The organism is Erythrobacter sp. KY5, assembly GCF_003264115.1.
Lineage (GTDB): Bacteria > Pseudomonadota > Alphaproteobacteria > Sphingomonadales > Sphingomonadaceae > Erythrobacter.
Genome location: NZ_CP021912.1, coordinates 1,259,125 through 1,278,547, shown reverse-complemented (window position 1 = coordinate 1,278,547; position 19,423 = coordinate 1,259,125). Strand labels below are relative to the sequence as shown.

Here is a 19,423-nt window from a genome sequence, read left to right as displayed (position 1 = left end):
TGACTACCTACGTACCTGTCAAACCCCTGTTGATCCCATGAATCCCGCGTTTTCCCGTTCCAGTGCGGGTGTTTGAGGGCGAATCCGCGAACAATTCCCACCCGAGTCTCACCATTTCCGGCTGCACGAGGGAGCGTTCCCGCAATATTCCCAAACCGATTGTCACTCCCACGCATAGCGTGCGAGCGCCTGAAGCGTAGCAGATCGGTCGTCCGATAGCCGCTCTGCTTCGAATGCGGCTGCATCGGCGAGCAGTGTCACTCGCCCCTCACCCACATCGCAGCGGGCCATCGCTCCGCCAGCGGTGACTTCGCAAGTCTCGCGCGCCGCGTCGTCAACCACGATTGCTCCGGCCATAGCGAGTTCCAGCCTGTTATTGGCGAATGACACGCCGCGAAGCGGAGCCTGCTCCTCGTCGAACTCGACTGCCAGTCCCCAGCGCTCGACTACCGGCGGGATCAACGCCGCATCGACAGGCCTGCGCGGATCGCCAAGCGGCATGTGGTAATGCCCGGTCAGAAGCGGATCGAGCACCAGCAGGAGCCGTCCACCTCCCTTCACCCACTCATCGAGCGCGACATTGTCCGCAGGAGATAGCCCCCTGGGCTGTATCACGGCGAGATACTGCAACCCTTCCAGCGGATCGGTTGGCGGCGCTTGCGGGTCGAGCGCCGGGATCGGTGAAAGCGTATCGAGAGGCACGACCTCGTAGCGCGCCTCGATCACCTTTCGCTGCCACGGTACTTCAACGTCGCCCGATGCAAGGTCGGCAAACTCGGTCTCAAGCGGCCAATAGATCGGCAAGCTGGTCATCAGCCCGACTTGCGATTCTCCATCGGCGGGGGCGCCGACTGAAGTGGCGCTTTCGACGGTCGACTGAACACGCTCCACTTCCTCGCCGCTCTCGTAGAAGTAGGCGAAGGCCAGCACCGAGCCGACAAGGATCGCCGAGAGTGCGGGGAGCCGCCAAGGCATCGTGCGCATTTCTATCCTACTGGTCGGGCGTGCCGGTCGGACCCGTGCCTGCGGGCGCATTCGGGAGGTCCAGCGCCGGGCCGGTCGGGCTTGCCGTAGGCGTCGGGCTCGGCTCTGCGGGCATGTCGGGGACGATGCCTGCATCGGCCAGCGGGTCGCGCTGCGATGAAGCTTCTGTGGGTTCGGTAGTCGGAGCGGCTTCCGGGACTGCGCCATTCTCGGTCCGGTCGGCCTGCGTGCCGATAATGCTCGCAAGGCCCACAAGCAGGATCATCGAGACAATCCCGAATACCCCCACCTGGAGGCGCTGCGCCGCTTCTGCACGTGTCCCGCCAAGAGGTGCACCTTCGGGTGGCCCCTCGCTTTCACTCGCGCTCGATTCAAATCGTCCGCCGGTCATGTGAAACGACCTAGCGCGGCTTTGCTGGCCTGTCGATTAATCGCTTGTCGATTGCGTGAGCCAGTCAAACACCGGCAGGTTCTTCGAAGCGAGCCATTCAGCGTTGTATAGCGTCGAGAGATACCGGAAGCCGGTGTCGCACAGGATCGTGGCGATCTGCGGGTTCTCGACCCCGTCTGCGACCAGCTGCTTGCCCAGTTCGATAGCGCCCGCGACGTTGATGCCGCTCGACAGACCAAGGCACAGCCCTTCCTTGCGAAGAAGGTGCTCGACCCAGACGAGGCCCTCTTCGTCCGAGATGCGGAATTGCGTGTCGATCGGCGCGCCTTCGAGGTTGGCCGTTATGCGCCCCTGCCCGATACCTTCGGCCACGGAAGAGCCTTCGCCCTTCAATTCGCCATGCGCGTAGTAATTGAAAAGCGCAGCGCCGTGCGGATCGGTCAGCGCGATGCGGATGTCGGGGTTCTTCTCTTTCAACCCCATGCCCACGCCCGCAATCGTCCCGCCCGTTCCAGCCGCGCAGGTGAAGCCTGAAATTTTCCCGCCGGTCTGCTCCCACAGCTCGATCGCGGTGCCTTCTATGTGAGCGCGCCGGTTGGCGGTGTTGTCGAACTGGCCCGCCCAGATCGCGCCTTGCGTCTCTTGCGCCATGCGGCGCGAGACGTGCTGGAAGTGGCAGGGGTCGGCGTACTTTGTCGGAGGGACGAGGACCAGCTCGGCGCCAAGCGCTCTTAGCGTGTCCATCTTTTCCTTCGACTGGTTGTCGGGCATGACGATGACCGTCTTGTAGCCCAGCGCATTCGCCACCAGCGCAATGCCGATGCCGGTGTTGCCAGCCGTACCTTCGATCACGGTGCCGCCGGGCCTCAGCTCTCCGCGCGCTTCTGCGTGGCGGATCATGTAAAGCGCCGCGCGATCCTTCACGCTCGAACCGGGGTTGGCGAATTCGCACTTGCCCCAGATGTCACAGCCCGCCGCCTCGCTGGGTCCGGCAAGGCGTACAAGCGGTGTGTTTCCGATAAGGGCGAGTGTATCGCCGAACGGTTGAGTGATGTTCATGATGAGCGATTTAGGCGCTGGCCCGCCTCGCCGCAAACAACATCAATCTTCAGGGGCGATAGTTACCTTAAGCCCGCTCAGCTCGTCGGTCAGCGGGATCTGGCACGACAGACGCGACTTTTCGTTGCGGTGGTCGCTGCTTTCAAGGAGGTCGTCTTCGTCTTCGCTCATTTCAGGAAGATCAGCCGGTGCCTCATCGACATAGATGTGACAGGTCGCGCACGAGCAGCATCCGCCGCACAGCGCAAGCAATTCATCAAAGCCGTTGTCGCGCACGGCTTCCATCACGTTGAGGCCGCTTTCGACCTCGATCTCGCTAGTTTCGCCTTCGCGATTGGTGACGACCAGCTTGGGCATAAAGGCATGTCCTTCTCGAAAAGGTTGAGCGCAAGGAAGTGCGCTTGGAAAATGTGGCCTGTCAGCTAGGGAGTTCCATTGCCAAGTGCAACCTAGAGGTTTGGACCATGGGGCTGACTGCCGAAATCATCACTCGAGAAATGGACGCACTGGCCGCGAAGGACGAGCGGGTGGGAGAGGAACTTGCGCGCATTGGCTACCCCGCACCGCGCCTGCGTGACCGTGGCTACAAGACCCTGCTTCGCACCATTGTGGGGCAGCAGGTCTCGGTCGCGGCGGCGACTTCGATGTGGAACAAGCTGGAAGCCGAACTGGGCGAGGACTTCACGCCCGCATGCCTGCTGGAACGCGATTTCGACACGCTGCGTGCCTGCGGCTTGTCGCGCCAGAAACAGGGTTATGCGCGCAGTCTGTGCGAGCTGGTCGACGCGGGCGAGCTCGATTTTGACAACCTTCCCGCCGATGACGAAGACGCGATAGAAGAGCTCACCCGGATCAAGGGAATCGGGCGCTGGTCGGCGGAAATCTACCTGCTGTTTGCGGAAGGTCGCACCGACATCTGGCCAGCCGGAGATCTGGCTGTGCAGGAAGGCGTCAAACGCCTGCTCGATATGGAAGAGCGGCCCAAGGAAAAGGAGACGCGCGAGCTGGGCGAACGCTGGTCACCGCATCGCGGGGCGATGGCGATCTTCACCTGGCACTTTTACGCCAACCCGGCGCTTTAAGGGCTTGGCTCAAGCAAAGGCGCTCCGCACGGCCTCAAACACGGCCTCAGGCTGGTCCTCGATGAGAAAGCTGCCTGCGTCTTCGATAATGACCGGTTCGCTCAGGCCAAAACGCTTGGCGGAAAGCCGCGCGAATTCGGTCGGCGTGTTGGCGTCCTCGTCCCCCAGCAGCAGGGTGAGCCGGTCCCCCAGCCCTTCCAGCAAGCCGCCCCACTGCGCCGACCAGTTCAGCATCGTGTCGCCCGGACCCATCTTGCCGCGCGGCAGCACGTAGTTGGCAGCCTTGCGGAAATTGCGCACGACTTCGGGCCGCTGGACGGTCGCGCTTTCGCGCGAGCAGCTGTCGTAATAATCCTCGACGAACTTGTAGAATTCGCCTGTCCCCATGCTTGCCAGCATTGCGCGCATATAGACGCGGGCAAAGGCGGGCGCGACGCGCGAAATCTTGAAGTGGGTGCGTTGGCGCGTGGTGAGGAACCGGTAATCGTCGCTGTCCACTATGGGAAGGAACGGTCCGGCGGCGATGGCTCGGTGCAACCGTTCGGGATGCTTTTGCGCAAACGCGGCGAGGAACGGCGTCCCTGCCTGTGTGCCGAGGGCAACGCATTTATCGACCCCGAGATGGTCGAGGAAATCGGTCAGGCGGTCGGCGAACAGCAGCGGCGATTGCGGCCCCTGTTTCTCTCCTGTCGTCTCGCCATAGAAAGGACGCCACGGAGCGATGATCCTCAGCCCCGCTGCGCGCGCTGCCTCGCTCACCTGCGGGGTAAACAACGGGCCTTCAAGCGCGTGAAAGAACAATACCGGCTTGCCCTTGGGATCGCCGTGCTCCTCCCAGGCGATCAACCGGCCCTGTGGATCGGCGTAGAGAAAGTTGCATTCATGCTCGAATTCCATGTCGCCTTCATGCGGCGGGTCGAGCGAATGGATGAAGCCTGCATAAAGAAGCAGCAATTGCTCCTTGGAATTGATCGCGAGCTTGCGTTGCAACGCCTTCAATTGGTTGCGCACAGTGCCAACGCTGCGCCCGCGAAGCTCGGCAAATTCGCGGGTCGAACCGCCGCGAACCAGATGCTTTGTCAGCGCAACTTCGGTTTCGGTCAGGGCAAAGGCCCGCTGGAATGCCTCGGCGCTTTTTTCGTCCCAGCGCAGACGCACGGCCTGCAATGCGATGATGTGAACCCCGCTGTAGGGTACGCGGTAGGCTGAGAACCAGCGTCCCGCTTCGTCTTCGGGGTCGGTGAAGAGACGCAGGAAGATGCGGTCATCGCCCACTGCCGCCTTGCGCAGGCGCGCCTGCTCCACCTTGATACGCGCGGGATCGAACAACCATTCAGGCGCGAAGCTTTCCGCCTCGACGCCGGTTTCGAATACGCGTTCGTTCACCGTGATCACACGCAGCTTGCTGTCGATGGCAAGGTCGCATTCAAGGCTGGTTTCCAGGTGCGTCAGCATCGAGGAATAGTCCGCTTCGTCGAGCGGATAGACCTTGTCGAAGATCGCTTCGGCATTGGCGAAGTGCATGTCTGCAGCCTCGCCGATGCCGCCCATCTGCGCGTCGGCTTCGATCAGGTCGTTGAGGAGCGGCACGAAGCTTTGCGGTTCGGCCACGGCGGCATAGGCCTTGGCCACGACGGCCTGCAGCGCCTCGCTCACGTCCTGATTTGGTTCGCTTTGATGGTCGCTCATCGATTTCGATCCCTATACCAAACGCCTGAATAACCAGCCGATTCGCAATATTGCACATGACAGGTAAAGGCCGGACCCGAAAGCCCGGCCTCCCCCGCCATTGCGCCGCAGAAAATCGCAGATGGGGTGTGCGATCACTTCACGCAGTAGCGGCCCGAGGCCTTGAGGCCCGACGGGCACGAGCCATCGCGCACCTCGGCATAATCGTCACCGTCGCCCACGCAGTAATTGCCCGAAGCGCGGAAACCTGTGGGGCAAGAACCGATCTTGGGCAGCGCCACTTTGCTGTTGGAGGTGCAGTTCGAGCCTGACTGCTTGAAGCCGGTGGGGCACGATCCGTCCTTGGGAACCGAGCTTGAGCTCGACTGGGCCATCGCAGGCGTGGCGGCCATCGGCGCAAGCGCGATGATGGCGGCGCTGGAAAGAGCGATGAGGGGTTTGAACATGGTTTGAACTCTCATTGATCTTGAAAGGAATAAAGGTTGCGGCGGCCGGTTAGCCTCTGGGTCGCATTGTGGAGAAAACCGACCGCCGCACACCGAGAAGGGGGCACGCTAATCCTTGCCCGGTGTTTTCGAGTATCGCGTCGCCTGGCCTCAGCCCTGCGGTCCGCGACGATAGGTGAAGGCAACCGCGCTCTTGTTCGTGTCGCGGTCGTACCACTGGCAGAAGAAGTCGGTGCCCGACTTGTCCGTGTGCAGCGGGGCGAAGTTGAAGGTCAGCATCGCGCGGCCACGCTGGTTGAGGTAGTCGCGGTAAGCGTTTGAACGGTCCGAGTTGCTGCCGGTGGCCGTCGGGGTGTAGCCGAGCGAGTGGCCGGTGTGGAGCATCACATCCTTGCCTGTGTAATTGCCCTGATTGGGTCCGTACACATTGTCGAGCTGCTCACTGCCGTCGTAGGACACGCACTGGATCCGATAGGTTCCGCGTTCGTAAGCCGCCTTGTCGACTTCCACGTAAAGCACATCGCCAACACCCAGACCGGGGAAGAAACAGCCATTCGCCGGGCTCGTTGGAGCGCGATTTATGAGGCCGCCGCGGGTCTCGGTCGAGATACCCTGGCTGAATGTGTAGTCGCCCGCTTCTGCAACGAAAGCGTCGCCGACATTGAGATTCGCGCAGGAAATCTGGTCGACGAATTTGGCAGGTGCCGGCGCGGCGCGGCCAACATGGTCCGGTGCGCGCGCGGTCTGCGGATAGTTGCTGCGCTGGCGCATCGCCTGATTGACAGCAGCGCCGCGTCCGCCCGTGACAGCGCCGACGATCGAGCGGCCATCGCTGTTGGCGACACCTTCGACAGTGCGTGCGGCGGCTTCGACATCCTCGGCCGCTTCACGCACGTCGTTGGCGGTGTCTTCAACCTTTTTGACCGCGTTGCGCAGGCTGCGGAATTGCGCATCGGCAGGCGCGGCATGAGCCAGAAGCCCGGCCGAGAGGGAAACGCCAGCGAGGGCAAACATCATGGTTTTCATCAGTTTACGATCCTTGTCATTTCGGCCCCGCCCGTCGGGGCCTTCGTCGTGACTGATCGTCCAACTATTCGCGGCGATTGCCGTGAAGAATGTCCCAGATGGTATAAAATCGCGATTTAATGACTCCGCTCGTCGCAAAAGTGCCGCTGGTGGAGTTTCACGTTGCATCGCGCGATGCGGTTCCTAGGTGTGACCGCATTCAGGAAACACTCTCTGGGAGACACCATGCCAGCACTCGACACCATCCCGATGATCCCGCGCAGTCACCTGTTCGGAAATCCGACGAAAGCGCAGGGACAGATCAGTCCGGACGGGAAGTGGCTCAGCTGGCTCGCACCCTATGAAGGCGTGCTCAATATCTGGATGGCACCGCGCGATAATCCTGATGACGCAAAGGCGATGACCAAGGCGACAGACCGGCCCATTCGCCAGCACATGTGGTCACCGGACGGCACCAGCCTGCTCTATATTCAGGACAAGGCGGGTGATGAGAACTTCCTTCTCTACCGTGTCGATGTCGTGAGCGGAGATGAAACGACGCTGACCCCGTTCGAGAACACCCGCGTGCAGATTGTCGGCTCTTCGGAGACGATCAAGAACGCGATCCTCATCGGCCTCAACAACCGCGATGAGCAATGGCATGACGTTCATCTCTTGAACTTGACGACGGGCGAGCTTGAACTCGTCTATGAGAACAACGCCTATGCAGGGTTCATGGCGGATGACACGCTGACCTTGCGCATGGCGATGGCTCAGAATGATGCGGGCGGGACCGACTATTTCCGCTTTAGCGATGGCGCGGTCGAAGAAGAACCGTTCGAGACCACCGCGATGGAAGATTCCATGACCACCTCGCCCGCAGGCTACACTGTCGATGGCAGTGTCCTGTACTGGCTCGACGGGCGCGGGCGAAATACCGCTGCGCTCTATGCGCAGGACACGGCGACCGGTGAACGCACACTCATAGCGCAGGACGACAAGGCCGATATCAGCGGCACCTTGCGCGACCAGAAGTCTGGCAAGGTACTCGGCTACACCGTCACATATCTGCGCCGCGAGTTCACCGCGCTTGACGCTGGGATCAGCGCATCGTTCGATTTCCTGGAATCCAAGCTCGAAGGCGATTTCGGCATTTCGAGCCGGACCGAAGATGACGACATCTGGATCATATGGAACGACCCGCTAACAGCGCCGGTGACGACATACATCTATGACCGACAGGCGGGCACGCTCGACCCGTTCTACGTGTCGCGGCCCGAACTTGAAGGCGCGCCGCTCCAACCGATGCACGGGATAGAGATCACGAGCCGTGATGGCCTGACGCTGCCCTCGTTCCTGACGCTCGCTGCGGGAAGCGACCCTGACGGCGATGGCAAGCCGAAAGAGCCCGGACCGATGGTGCTGCTTGTCCATGGCGGACCGTGGGCACGCGACGAATATGGGTTCAACTCGCAGCACCAGATGCTCGCCAATCGCGGCTATCACGTGCTGTCGGTCAACTTCCGGGGCTCGACCGGGTTTGGCAAGGACTTCATCAACGCAGGCAACAAGCAGTGGGGCCTTGCCATGCATGACGACCTCATCGACGCTGTCGAATGGGCGATCGAGCAAGGCATTGCCCCGCGCGATCAGGTCGCGATCATGGGCGGTTCCTATGGCGGCTATGCAACGCTTGCTGGCCTGACATTCACGCCGGAGGTGTTCGCCTGTGGTATCGACGTGGTCGGCCCGTCCAATCTTGAAACCCTGCTCTCCACGATCCCGCCTTACTGGGCGCCGATGGTGAAGATCTTCCACGAACGCATGGGCAATCCCGAAACCGAGGAAGGCCTCGCGCTGCTCAAGGCCGCAAGCCCGCTTTACAAGGCGGACCAGATCACCAAGCCGCTCCTGATCGCGCAAGGGGCCAACGACCCGCGCGTCAAGCAGGCCGAAAGCGACCAGATCGTCGGCGCGATGAAGGATGCGGGTATTCCGGTCACTTACGTGCTCTACCCGGATGAAGGCCACGGCTTTGCAAAGCCCGAAAACAACCTTGCCTTTTACGCGATCACCGAGAATTTCCTTGCTGAAACGCTGGGCGGTCGCGCCGAGCCGCTGGGCGATGTGCTGGAGCCTTCGACAGCGCAAATCGTGGAAGGCAAAACCCATGTGAAAGGACTTGGCGGCTAGCCTCTCGCGCCTTAGACCCGTTTCAAATTGAAATCGGGGAAGAGGGATCACGAACATGGCTGAACAACGCCGCCATATCTTCATCACGGGCGGAGCATCGGGCATCGGCCGCGAAGTCGCTCGCTATTTTGGCGAGCGTGGCTGGTTCGTCACCGTGGCTGACGTCGATGTTCAGGGCATGGCCGATACACTTGGCCTGATCCCCGGCGGCTACAAATACTCGCATCAGCTTGACGTGCGCGACCGGGCTGCGTGGGATGTCGCGCTTGAATCCGCCTCGACTGCCGCGGGTGGCCGGATCGATGTGATGTTCAACAATGCCGGTATCGGGCACGGTGGCCCGATCGGTGAACAGACCTCCGATGAGATCGAGGCCACGCTCGACATCAATCTCAAAGGCGTGATCTACGGCGCGCAGGCTGCGCATCCCCACCTCAGGAAAACGGCACCGGGATCGGTTTTGATCAATACGGCGAGCCTTGCCGGAATAATCGGCGCGCCTAACCTTGCCGTCTATTGCGCAACCAAGTGGGGCGTGCGCGGGATGACGCGCAGCCTCGATGCGGAATGGGCCGAAGATGGCATCAAGGTCACCGCGCTTTGCCCCGGCTTCATCGACACCCCGATCATAGACAACGTGACGCCCGATTCGAACCAGACGGGCAAGGAACGGCTTGAAGAAGCCGGGATCGAGGTTTCACCCGTCAGTACTGTTCCCCCTGTGGTCTGGGAGGCGGTCCATGGCGACAAGCTGGATTACACGGTCGGAAAAACAGCCAAGCGCCTCCACTTCCTGACGCGCTGGCTGCCCGGCATGGTTCGCAAACAGGTCCGCACGCAAGGTGTGGGAACCGACCTCTAGACCAGCCGGTCGATCGCGCGCGCCAGCTTTGCATCGCGCAGTGACAACCCGCCGCTCGACCCTGCATCGTGCGTGGTCAGCGTGATCTCGACCTTGGCGTAGACGTTGAACCATTCGGGATGGTGATCCTGTGCATCGGCGGCGAGCGCGACGCGGCTCATGAAGCCCCACGCTTCGGAAAAGTCACCGAACTGGAAAGTGCGGGTGATCGCCTTGCCCTCGCGCGCCAGCTCCCATTCCGGGTGGTCGGCAAGCAGCTGATTGCGTTCGGCTTCGTCAAATTCGGGGACATTGGCCATCGGGGAGGAACCTCTTGCATTGTGTTGTAGGGAGCACCGCTTTTGCCTAACGCACTGACGATGCAAGCTCAACTGTCAGCCTCAAACCTTGCCTGCAGGCGCGGCGACCGACTGCTTTTCAAGCGGCTTTCGTTCGATCTCGGCGCGGGCGAGGCTCTCCACCTGACGGGCGCAAACGGGACCGGCAAGACGACCTTGATCCGGACCATGGCCGGCCTGGCTTCGCCATTTGCGGGGGACGTGACGGTGAACGGTGCGCTCGGCCTGCTCGATGAGCGAACAGCGCTCGATCCCGATCTGCCGCTTGGCAAGGCGCTCAATTTCTGGGAGCGCGTTGATGGATGCACCGATCCAACACGGGCGCTCGGCGTGCTTGGCCTCGAACCGCTGCTCGACGTGCCGGTGCGTTACCTTTCGACCGGGCAGAGGAAGCGCGCCGGGCTTGCCGCACTTCTTAATCGCGGAGTGCCGATCTGGCTGCTTGATGAGCCGCTGAGCGGGTTGGATACGGCGGCGATCGAGCAGGTGACCGCGCTGATCGCCCTTCATGTCGGCGGCGGCGGCATCGCTCTCATCGCTTCGCACCAGCCGCTCGCAATTGCGGGATTGCGCACGCTTGCGATTGAGGACTTCGCCGCGCGGGAAGAAGCGCTGTGATCGGCGCCATGCTTCGCCGCGACCTGTCGAAGTTCTTCCCCTTTGCTGGCGGAGGCGCGGCGCTGCCGGTGGTTTTCTTCGTGGCGGTGGCGATGCTTTACCCCTTCGCGGTCGGACCAGACGTGAACCTGCTGTCGCGCACCGGCGGCGGCGTCGTGTGGATCGCCGCCCTGCTCGCGGCGATCCTTCCGCTGGAAAAGCTGGTCGCGCAGGATATCGAGCTGGGCGTTTTCGACCAACTGAAGCTGCGCGGCGTTACCGAGGAACTCATGATGGCGGTGCGACTTGTAGCACACTGGCTGAGCTTTGGGCCGCCGCTGATCCTTGCGACATTCCCGGCCGCCGCGCTGCTGGCGCTCGATGGGCCGACGTTGCAATTGCTTGTCCTTGGTCTGCTCGCAGGCACTCCCGGGCTTGCGGCCATTGGCCTGATGATCGCCGCCCTCACCGCATCTTTGCGCGCCGGAGCCGCCCTGTCGGGCCTGCTGCTCATCCCGCTCGCACTGCCGATCCTGATTTTCGGCGCAGGCGCGCTCGCCCGGTCGGATGCCGCCAGCATTGGCTTTGTCGCCGCGATCAGCCTGCTGTTGGTCGCCATCGCTCCGTTTGCGGCGGGCGCGGCGATCAGGGCTGCACGCGAGATATGAGCCCATTCGAGCAAGCAAACCGGCTTCTGGGGTGGATAGCCGTTGCGCTGGTGGTTTCCAGCATTCTTGCATTCGGCCTCAAAGCAATCGCTCACCCTGAAGTGCAGGTGCGCTACACGCCGCTCGTCATCACTCACGCAGTAGCGATGATCGCCTGGCTGGCGCTGCTGGCCGGGCAGGCGTTTCTCGCGGCTGGCGGCAGGTTCGCGTTTCACCGGACGCTGGGACGATCCTCCATTGTGCTCGTCGTGATAATGACCGTTTCGGGCCTGATCCTGTCGGTCAATATCGGTGAGGAGTTGGGCCGCGTCGAAGTGACCATCGTCAACATCGCCGCCTTTGCGACCTTCATCCCGCTGTACATCGCGGCCCTATGGTTCGCACGCCGCAAGCGCATTGCCGAGCACCGCATGGCGATGCTGATCGGGACGCTCGCCTTCATGACGCCAGCCTATGCACGCGTGACTCAGGTGCTCGAACTGCCCGACCCCGTCGCCATCGCAATCCAGCCGCCAATCACAATCGTTGTCGCTCTAGCCTATGAGTGGGTCACGCAAAAGCGCCTGACCAAGCCGACGCTCGCCATGCTCGCTTTTTCCATGGGATTGATCGTGGTGATGGCCGGCGCGTTGCTGGCCTTTGTGCCGCTGGAAGGTTCACTCCCGGTATCGAGCCGGGAGTAGCCGTCAATAAGGCGGCGCATCCCTACCCGTCGGGCTCTTCGTGAAGATCTCGTTCCCGTCTTCGGTGATCGCAATCGAGTGTTCGAACTGGGCCGAGAGCGACTTGTCGCGGGTCACGGCGGTCCAGCCGTCGCCCAGCACCTTTGCCCAGGGCTTTCCGAGATTGATCATAGGTTCGATCGTGAAGAACATGCCGGGCTTCAGCTCCGGACCCGTGCCAGCCTTTGCCGCGTGTACGACTTCGGGTGCATCGTGGAAGAGGCGGCCCAGACCATGGCCGCAAAACTCGCGCACGACGCCGTAACGGAACTGCTTGGCGTGCGCCTCGATAGCTGCGCCGATGTCGCCGAGACGAGCGCCGGGCTGTGCTGCCTCGATCCCTAGCATCAGGCATTCATAAGTCACATCGACCAGCCGCTTCGCTTTGATCGACGGCTCGCCCGCGAAGAACATGCGGCTGGTGTCACCGTGCCACCCGTCTAGCAGCGGGGTCACGTCGACATTGAGGATGTCGCCATCCTTCAACACCTTGGGCCCCGGAATGCCGTGGCAGATTACGTGGTTGATCGAGATACAGCTTGAGTGAGTGTAGCCGCGATAGCCCAGCGTTGCAGGAACCGCGCCTGCATCCAGCATCATTTCGCGGATCTGCGTGTCGATGCTCTCGGTCGTGACGCCGGGCTGCACCATGTCCGCAACCTCATCGAGGATACGCGCGGCCAGCTGGCCCGCAGCGCGCATGCCGTCAAAGCCTTCCTGCGTGTGAAGCTTGATCGTGCCGTCGCGATAGACGGTCTGTTCGTTCTCGACGAGTTGGTATTCTGTCATGCGCGGTCATATAGCGAAAGGCGCGCCCGAATGCGAGAGGCCACGCGCGCTCCTCTAATCCGCGAGCGAAAATCCCGCGCGGTATCGGGGCTTTACCAGCGCGAGCATCTCGGCATTCATCGGCACTTCGATCGAATAGGAGCCTTCCGCATATGGCCCCACCACATAGGGCGCGGCGATCATCACCAGCCGGTCAATCGTGCGGCCGTTCGACGTGCCTAGCGAGATTGTGAGTTCGCTCAGCTCGGGGCATATGTCCTCGATGGCATCGCCCAGGCCTGCTTCCGAGATACGCTCGATCCGCACCTTGCCAAGGGCTATGCAGTAAGGCTTGCTCGCCGCTGCATAGAGTGCGGGAACGTCGGAAAACACCGCGAGAGGTTCGAGCGGGCCTTTGGATGCATCGCCCTCCCGGTCCCACAGGATCGCATCGAAGGTCGAGTTGCCATGCGCCCCGCCGGTGTAGAAATATCGGCTGCCGGTAAGCGCAAGGAAACGCGGCGTGTCGGCGGCGACCTCCCATGTCCACTGGGAAGCATAGCGGCGATAATCGTAACCGAATTGCGCCGCATCCGCCTCTGCTTCCACGGCGCTGGCTTCGAATTCAGCGCGGGTGCGTTCGGCCATGGTCTTGAGCGCGCTATCCAGAGCAGGGATCGCCGCAGCTTGTCTGGGCCAGCGATAGGCGAATTCATAGGTGTCGCTCTCGATCAGTACCTCGCCAGCCTCGGCATTGACCGGCACGCGGCGTTCCAGCGTCTCGCGCCCGGTTTCGGTCAGCCCTTCGCCAACCTGATCCGTGATCGACTGATCCATTTCTTCGGGCGTCGAACAGGCAGCAAGGCACACGGCCACACCTGCGACAACCATCCAGCGTATCATGCGTAAACTCCCCTCACGGCCCAATTCCTGCGTGACATGCATGCCAGCGCGATTATGGACAGGCCATGACCGACATCCAAGACCTTATCCAACCCGATCGCGGACAGGACGCGATCGACATATACCTCGTCAATGAGAGCGGGTTTGACGATTTTACCAAGTCGCTTTCCGCCAGCCAGCGCGCGAGCCTTTCCGGCCAGAAATTCGAGGGCAAGGGATACCAGGTCGGCATTGTGCCCGATGGCGACCGTTTCTTCGCGGTTGGCGGGGTGGCGAACCCCAAGGAGCTTTCAAGCTGGTGCCTTGCCAGGCTTGCCGAGGCGCTTCCCGAAGGCACGTATCGCCTCGCCGGGGAAGCTGCAGAGACGGGCGCTGGTCCGGCCATGTTCGGCTGGCTCACGGCGCAGTACAGCTTCACGCGATACAAAGAGGATGAGAACGCGGCCGGCCCGCGCGTTCTGCTGACCGGAGAGGCCGGTAAGATCGACGCCGCGATGGCCGAAGCGCGCGCCGAGCTGCTTGTGCGCGATCTCGTCAACACGCCTGCCGAAGACATGGGACCCGCCGCGCTGGAAGCTCAGTTCGAGCGGCTTGCCAAAACCTACAAGGCCGAGCTTGAAGTGACGCGCGGCGATGCGCTTGAGCAAGGTTATCCGATGGTCCACGCCGTCGGGCGCGCGGCGGAACGCAAGCACGCGCCGCGTATCATGCACCTCACCTGGGGCTTGGACAGCGATCCGGTTCTCGCAATCGTCGGCAAAGGCGTTTGCTTCGATTCGGGCGGGCTCGATATCAAGCCGGGAACGGGCATGCGCCTGATGAAGAAGGACATGGGCGGTGCGGCGCACGCGATTGCGCTGGGCGAACTGATCATGCAGGCGAAGTTGAAAGTGCGCCTGCGCCTGCTGGTCCCCGCTGTCGAGAACGCGATTGCCGGAAACGCCTTTCGCCCCGGCGACGTCCTCTCCAGCCGCAAGGGGCTCACGGTCGAGATTCACAACACCGATGCCGAAGGTCGCCTGATCCTTGGCGATGCGTTGACGCGGGCGAGCGAGGAAGAACCGGAGCTCATCATCGACTTTGCGACGCTCACCGGCGCGGCGCGCGTGGCGCTTGGTCCCGATTACGCCGCCATGATGGCGAGGAAGGACGACACCGCCGCCCAGATGACCGAAGCGGGCAAGGCGAATGACGATGAACCCTGGCGTCTGCCCCTGCCAGACAGCTATCGCGAATATCTCAATTCCGACATCGCCGACATCTCGAATGCGCACACCAATCCTTATGCAGGAGCAAGCGTCGCCGGGCTGTTCCTCGACCGCTTCGTCGGCGAAGGGATCGACTGGGTGCACTTCGACACCTTCGCCTGGCGCCCGTTTGCCAAGCCGGGCCGTTCCAAGGGAGGCGCGGCATATGGCCTGCGCGCAAGCTGGCATATGCTACGGAACCGCTTTGGCGGGTGAACGTTAGCAGCCCAAGCAAAGCGCGTGGCTTGCCGATCAACTCGACTGCCGCTAAGCGCCGCGAGCAGGGGCGAATAGGAAAACGATCTGAATGAGCGGCGCTGGCAGCCACAATCACGAATACACGGTTCCTGAAGGCGCACTGGGTCTTAAAGGCCCGGTCGAAAAACCTGCGCCCGGAACGCTCGCGCTGCGCGGCGATCTTGCTCACATCGCACTCGCCGGGAAACATCTCGCGGCGCATTACGTCATCCCCCATGTCCGCATTATCGGAGAAAGCGGCGCGGACGTGATGGAGAACACCCGCGACGATTCGCCGATCATCACCCGCTTCGAAGCCGGGACGATGATCGAGGTTCTGGACGTCGCGGGCGAATGGATCTGGGGTTGCCTCGGCCCTCAGGGGCCAAGCGGCTACATGAAGGCCCATTGCCTCGCTGACTGATCCGGCTATGGCTTTGCGCCATGGCTACCCGCATTTTCATCGATGGTGCTGCCGGGACGACCGGCCTCGAAATCCGCGACCGGCTTGAAGGGCGCGAGGAGTTCGAGCTGCTCGTGCTGGACGATGCGCAGCGCAAGGACGTTGGTGCGCGCAAGGAGGCTTTGCACGAAGCGGATATCGCAATCCTGTGCCTGCCCGATGACGCCGCTGTCGAGGCGGTGAAGCTGGCGGAGGGATCGGACACGCGGATCATCGACGCATCGAGTGCGCACCGGGTGGCGGAGGGATGGACTTACGGTTTCCCTGAGCTGATTGGACACAAGGGAGTCGCGAATGCGCGTTTCGTCAGCAATCCGGGGTGTTACCCGACGGGGTTTCTGGCGCTGATTGCGCCGCTGGTCCGCGCCGGGTTGCTGCCAGCCGACTGGCCCTTCACCGTCAACGCGGTCAGCGGATATTCGGGCGGCGGCAACGCGCTGATCGATCGCTTCGCTGCCGAGCCGGACATCGCGTTTCGCACTTACGGGCTTACCTTGGCTCACAAGCACCGGCCTGAAATGAAGCTGCACGCGGGTCTCAAACACGAAGTGCTGTTTGCACCTTCTGTCGTGCCTGCCTTTCGCGGCATGATCGTCGAGGTGCCACTGCACCTTGGCGCGATGAGCACCGATCCGCACGCCCATACTCTGCAAGCCGAGTTGCTGAGTTTTTATGCTGGATCGCGGATCGTGCACGTAGGCGAAGGGGAAGCTCCTGCCGAGCTGCTCCTGCGCGACGGCGCGGAGGCGAACGATGGCATCGAACTGTTCGTCTGCGGCAATGAGGGCGGCTGGAACGTCCGCCTGATCGCCCGTCTCGACAACCTCGGCAAGGGCGCTTCCGGCGCGGCCATCCAGAACCTCAACATCATGTGCGGCCTGCCCGAAACCACCGGCCTGCGCCTCTGATCCGCGCACGCACTGCCCAATAATTAGGCAGCGCCCGCCCTCCCCTTAAGCACGGTTGCGCTGCGCTGCACAATCATGCACTAAATCCGGGCACTCGGAATGATCCTTGCGCCCGCGCGGGGATCGGCTACCGAAGTGTGACAGCCATTGGCACGATTCTTGATCGATAAATGCCAAGAACACGCGCCGCCTCGGGTGAAAATACGGGGCTCGGGTGCAAATACGGGGAAAGCGTTCCAAGTGAAGAAGATCGAAGCGATCATCAAACCCTTCAAGCTCGACGAAGTGAAGGAGGCGCTCCATGAAATCGGCGTCTCGGGCATCACCGTTACCGAAGCGCGCGGCTTTGGCCGTCAGAAGGGCCACACCGAACTGTATCGCGGCGCTGAATATGTCGTCGATTTCCTCCCCAAGGTGAAGCTTGAAGTCGTAGTGCCTGATGACCAGGCCGACCGCGTGGTCGAAGCGGTCGCCGCAGCGGCCCAGACGGGCAGGATCGGCGATGGCAAGATCTTCGTCTCGCCCATAGAGCGCGCCCTGCGCATTCGCACGGGCGAAACAGACGACGATGCGATCTGACCGCTAAAGGCTCTTACTTTCCGCGTCCTGATGGGAACCCACGGGCGCACCTCTCGAACGAAACATACCAATGCTGGAGAATACACCATGGCTAGTGCGAAAGACGTCGTAAAACAGATCAAGGACAACGACATCGAATGGGTGGACCTTCGCTTCACCGACCCGAAGGGCAAGTGGCAGCATCTGACCATGGCGGCAAAGGTCATGGACGAGGATGCGCTGGAAGACGGTTTGATGTTCGATGGTTCGTCGATCGAAGGCTGGAAGGTCATCAACGAAAGCGACATGATCCTGAAGCCGGATATGGATGCGGTTTATCCCGATCCCTTCTCCGAAACCCCGATGCTCAGCATCTTCTGCGACATCGTTGAGCCTTCGGACGGCCAGCTTTACGCCCGCGACCCGCGCTCGACCGCGAAGCGTGCCGAAGCCTATCTCGCATCGACCGGCATCGGCGACACCATCTATGTCGGGCCAGAGCCTGAATTCTTCATGTTCGACGATGTGCGTTTCGAAGATGGCTACGCAGGCTCAGGCTATCGCATCGACGATATCGAGCTGCCGACCAACACCGGCACCGACTACACCGAATTTGGCGGCGGCAATATGGGCCACCGCCCGCGCGCCAAGGGCGGCTATTTCCCGGTGGCGCCAGTCGACAGCGCGATGGATATCCGCGGCGAAATGGTTTCCACGATGATGGAAATAGGCCTCGACATGGACAAGCACCACCACGAGGTGGCCGCTGCCCAGCACGAGCTTGGCATCACCTTCTCGACGCTGACGAAGACCGCCGACCAGGTGCAGGTCTACAAGTATGTCGTGCAGCAGGTGGCGCACGCTTACGGCAAGACCGCGACCTTCATGCCAAAGCCGATCAAGGACGATAACGGTTCGGGCATGCACACCCACATGTCGATCTGGAAAGACGGCAATCCGACCTTTGCGGGCAACGAATATGCCGGCCTGTCGGAAACCTGCCTCCATTATATCGGCGGCGTCATCAAGCACGCGAAGGCGATCAACGCCTTCACCAACGCCACGACCAATTCGTATAAGCGTCTGGTGCCCGGTTTCGAAGCGCCCGTTCTGCTGGCCTATTCGGCTCGCAACCGTTCGGCATCGTGCCGTATTCCGTATGGCGCGGGCGAAAAGGCCAAGCGCGTCGAGTTCCGCTTCCCCGATGCGATCTGCAATCCCTACCTCGCCTTCTCGGCGCTGCTGATGGCCGGTCTCGACGGGATCGAGAACAAGATCCATCCGGGCGATGCGATGGACAAGAACCTCTACGACCTGCCGCCGGCAGAACTCGCCGAAGTGCCGACCGTGTGCGGTTCACTTCGCGAAGCGCTCGAAGCGCTGGAAGAAGACCATGAATTCCTGCTCAAGGGCGATGTGTTCTCGGTCGACCAGATCGAAGCTTACGCTGAACTCAAGTGGGAAGAGCAGCTGCGTCTCGAAACGACACCGAGTCCGGTTGAATTCGACATGTATTATTCAAGCTGATACAAGGCACCGGAGTTCGCAAGACACCCAAGATCCATACCCTTGGATGCAAGGAAGGCCGTTCGGGAAACCGGGCGGCCTTTCCTTTTGGTGCTTAAGACTTTTCAGTCCTCCAGCATGCCCCGCTTGCGGGTCGCGAGGATCGCTCCGACGAGGCAGGTTGCGGTCAGCAGCGAGATCCAGTCGAGCGGTGCGAGCGCACTAATAAACCCGAGATGCGCGACCACCGACCACGTCCCGCCAATCAGAAGCATGAGATACATGCCGTAGGTGCAAGTCTCGGCATTCACGCCCTGCCACAGCTCGTCATATTCGCGCAGCAGGCGCCACGAGCTGTAGACGAAACCAATGAGCAGCACGCCCATCACGGCGAGCAGCACCGGGCTGCCCAAGAGGCCAAGCGGCTCGGCGAGAGCGAGGACGATCAACGCGCCGCCCCACGCACCGCCGCCAAAGGCGCTGAGCCCCATCATGCTGCGCTCGTCTTCCCATTCCTCGATGTCCTCGAACATCTTCATCGCGATCCCCGCCTTGGGAAAGGTGAAGCCGACGCCGACGATCACAGTGCACAGGACGAGGATGAACCCGATCAGGATGGCGACAATCTGCGAGATGTTGATGTCGATCATCTCGCCATTCGCGCCGCCAGTGATGAGGTCTGCGCCGATATAGCCAGCGACCGCTCCCGACAGCACCCACGCGGCAAGAGAGTACCAGTAGGAGCGCTTCTTCTTGGGTTCTTCAGGATTGGTCATAGCTGTCATATCCGTTTCCTG

Annotated in this window: 22 protein-coding genes; 11 read left to right on the top strand and 11 right to left on the bottom strand. The window is 61.8% G+C overall.

Annotated elements, in window-relative coordinates:
- Positions 1–162: 162 nt before the first annotated feature.
- Genes CD351_RS06085 through CD351_RS06070 form a run of 4 tightly spaced genes read right to left on the bottom strand, consistent with a single transcriptional unit; the run spans position 163 to position 2,791 of the window.
- Entirely contained in the window at positions 163–984 is an 822-nt protein-coding gene (locus CD351_RS06085; protein WP_111991773.1) for a DUF4350 domain-containing protein, read from the bottom strand.
- Positions 985–991: 7 nt separating this feature from the next.
- Positions 992–1,375 (bottom strand): hypothetical protein, encoded by a 384-nt coding sequence (locus CD351_RS06080; protein WP_111991772.1) that lies wholly within the window; start codon positions 1,373–1,375, stop codon positions 992–994.
- Positions 1,376–1,411: 36 nt separating this feature from the next.
- Positions 1,412–2,434 carry a cysteine synthase A gene (locus CD351_RS06075; protein WP_111991771.1) on the bottom strand — a complete coding sequence of 341 codons (1,023 nt, stop codon included), beginning with the start codon at positions 2,432–2,434 and terminating at the stop codon, positions 1,412–1,414.
- 42 nt (positions 2,435–2,476) lie between these two features.
- Complete coding sequence (locus CD351_RS06070; RefSeq protein WP_111991770.1) at positions 2,477–2,791, bottom strand: 2Fe-2S iron-sulfur cluster-binding protein; 315 nt, start codon at positions 2,789–2,791, stop codon at positions 2,477–2,479.
- Positions 2,792–2,898: 107 nt separating this feature from the next.
- Here CD351_RS06070 and CD351_RS06065 point away from each other — a divergent pair, with 107 nt between their 5' ends.
- The gene (locus CD351_RS06065) at positions 2,899–3,516 is read left to right on the top strand and encodes a DNA-3-methyladenine glycosylase (RefSeq protein WP_111991769.1); all 618 of its coding nucleotides are present in this window, start codon (positions 2,899–2,901) and stop codon (positions 3,514–3,516) included.
- Positions 3,517–3,525: 9 nt separating this feature from the next.
- Here CD351_RS06065 and CD351_RS06060 read toward each other — a convergent pair whose 3' ends face one another.
- The 3 genes from CD351_RS06060 to CD351_RS06050 form a co-directional block, all read right to left on the bottom strand.
- Positions 3,526–5,205, bottom strand: a complete 1,680-nt coding sequence (locus tag CD351_RS06060; RefSeq protein ID WP_111991768.1) for an alpha/beta hydrolase — start codon at positions 5,203–5,205, stop codon at positions 3,526–3,528.
- Positions 5,206–5,339: 134 nt separating this feature from the next.
- Complete coding sequence (locus tag CD351_RS06055; RefSeq protein ID WP_111991767.1) at positions 5,340–5,651, bottom strand: hypothetical protein; 312 nt, start codon at positions 5,649–5,651, stop codon at positions 5,340–5,342.
- 150 nt (positions 5,652–5,801) lie between these two features.
- Positions 5,802–6,677 carry a hypothetical protein gene (locus CD351_RS06050; protein WP_111991766.1) on the bottom strand — a complete coding sequence of 292 codons (876 nt, stop codon included), beginning with the start codon at positions 6,675–6,677 and terminating at the stop codon, positions 5,802–5,804.
- A gap of 225 nt (positions 6,678–6,902) precedes the next feature.
- Here CD351_RS06050 and CD351_RS06045 point away from each other — a divergent pair, with 225 nt between their 5' ends.
- On the top strand, positions 6,903–8,849 hold the full coding sequence (locus CD351_RS06045; protein WP_234027253.1) for a S9 family peptidase: 1,947 nt from the start codon (positions 6,903–6,905) through the stop codon (positions 8,847–8,849).
- A gap of 55 nt (positions 8,850–8,904) precedes the next feature.
- Positions 8,905–9,711 carry an SDR family oxidoreductase gene (locus CD351_RS06040; RefSeq protein ID WP_111991765.1) on the top strand — a complete coding sequence of 269 codons (807 nt, stop codon included), beginning with the start codon at positions 8,905–8,907 and terminating at the stop codon, positions 9,709–9,711.
- Here CD351_RS06040 and CD351_RS06035 read toward each other — a convergent pair.
- Positions 9,708–10,010, bottom strand: a complete 303-nt coding sequence (locus tag CD351_RS06035) for a 4a-hydroxytetrahydrobiopterin dehydratase (protein WP_111991764.1) — start codon at positions 10,008–10,010, stop codon at positions 9,708–9,710. The genes CD351_RS06040 and CD351_RS06035 overlap by 4 nt on opposite strands.
- Before the next feature lie 60 nt (positions 10,011–10,070).
- Here CD351_RS06035 and ccmA point away from each other — a divergent pair, with 60 nt between their 5' ends.
- Genes ccmA through CD351_RS06020 form a run of 3 tightly spaced genes read left to right on the top strand, consistent with a single transcriptional unit; the run spans position 10,071 to position 11,997 of the window.
- Entirely contained in the window at positions 10,071–10,667 is a 597-nt protein-coding gene (ccmA, locus tag CD351_RS06030; protein ID WP_111991763.1) for a heme ABC exporter ATP-binding protein CcmA, read from the top strand.
- The gene (locus CD351_RS06025; RefSeq protein ID WP_234027252.1) at positions 10,664–11,314 is read left to right on the top strand and encodes a heme exporter protein CcmB; all 651 of its coding nucleotides are present in this window, start codon (positions 10,664–10,666) and stop codon (positions 11,312–11,314) included. The genes ccmA and CD351_RS06025 overlap by 4 nt, the downstream gene beginning before the upstream one ends.
- On the top strand, positions 11,311–11,997 hold the full coding sequence (locus tag CD351_RS06020; RefSeq protein ID WP_111991762.1) for a DUF2306 domain-containing protein: 687 nt from the start codon (positions 11,311–11,313) through the stop codon (positions 11,995–11,997). Before CD351_RS06025 ends, CD351_RS06020 begins: the two co-directional genes overlap by 4 nt.
- Before the next feature lie 3 nt (positions 11,998–12,000).
- Here CD351_RS06020 and map read toward each other — a convergent pair whose 3' ends face one another.
- Both map and CD351_RS06010 read right to left on the bottom strand, forming a co-directional pair.
- Positions 12,001–12,825, bottom strand: coding sequence for a type I methionyl aminopeptidase (map, locus tag CD351_RS06015; protein ID WP_111991761.1), 825 nt, complete (start codon positions 12,823–12,825; stop codon positions 12,001–12,003).
- Positions 12,826–12,879: 54 nt separating this feature from the next.
- Complete coding sequence (locus CD351_RS06010; RefSeq protein ID WP_162627629.1) at positions 12,880–13,707, bottom strand: DUF4163 domain-containing protein; 828 nt, start codon at positions 13,705–13,707, stop codon at positions 12,880–12,882.
- Between the two features lie 65 nt (positions 13,708–13,772).
- Between CD351_RS06010 and CD351_RS06005 the strand changes: the two genes are divergently transcribed.
- The 5 genes from CD351_RS06005 to glnA all read left to right on the top strand — a co-directional run bounded on the left by CD351_RS06005 (position 13,773) and on the right by glnA (position 18,647).
- Complete coding sequence (locus tag CD351_RS06005) at positions 13,773–15,170, top strand: M17 family metallopeptidase (RefSeq protein WP_111991759.1); 1,398 nt, start codon at positions 13,773–13,775, stop codon at positions 15,168–15,170.
- Positions 15,171–15,261: 91 nt separating this feature from the next.
- Positions 15,262–15,615, top strand: a complete 354-nt coding sequence (locus CD351_RS06000) for a hypothetical protein (protein ID WP_111991758.1) — start codon at positions 15,262–15,264, stop codon at positions 15,613–15,615.
- Positions 15,616–15,635: 20 nt separating this feature from the next.
- Positions 15,636–16,562 (top strand): N-acetyl-gamma-glutamyl-phosphate reductase, encoded by a 927-nt coding sequence (argC, locus tag CD351_RS05995; RefSeq protein WP_111991757.1) that lies wholly within the window; start codon positions 15,636–15,638, stop codon positions 16,560–16,562.
- Between the two features lie 240 nt (positions 16,563–16,802).
- Positions 16,803–17,141, top strand: a complete 339-nt coding sequence (locus tag CD351_RS05990) for a P-II family nitrogen regulator (protein ID WP_007163302.1) — start codon at positions 16,803–16,805, stop codon at positions 17,139–17,141.
- An 87-nt stretch (positions 17,142–17,228) separates the two neighbouring features.
- Positions 17,229–18,647, top strand: coding sequence for a type I glutamate--ammonia ligase (gene glnA, locus CD351_RS05985; RefSeq protein ID WP_111991756.1), 1,419 nt, complete (start codon positions 17,229–17,231; stop codon positions 18,645–18,647).
- 104 nt (positions 18,648–18,751) lie between these two features.
- Here the strand turns inward: glnA and CD351_RS05980 are convergent, their stop codons facing one another.
- Positions 18,752–19,411 (bottom strand): hypothetical protein, encoded by a 660-nt coding sequence (locus tag CD351_RS05980; RefSeq protein WP_162627628.1) that lies wholly within the window; start codon positions 19,409–19,411, stop codon positions 18,752–18,754.
- Positions 19,412–19,423: the final 12 nt, after the last annotated feature.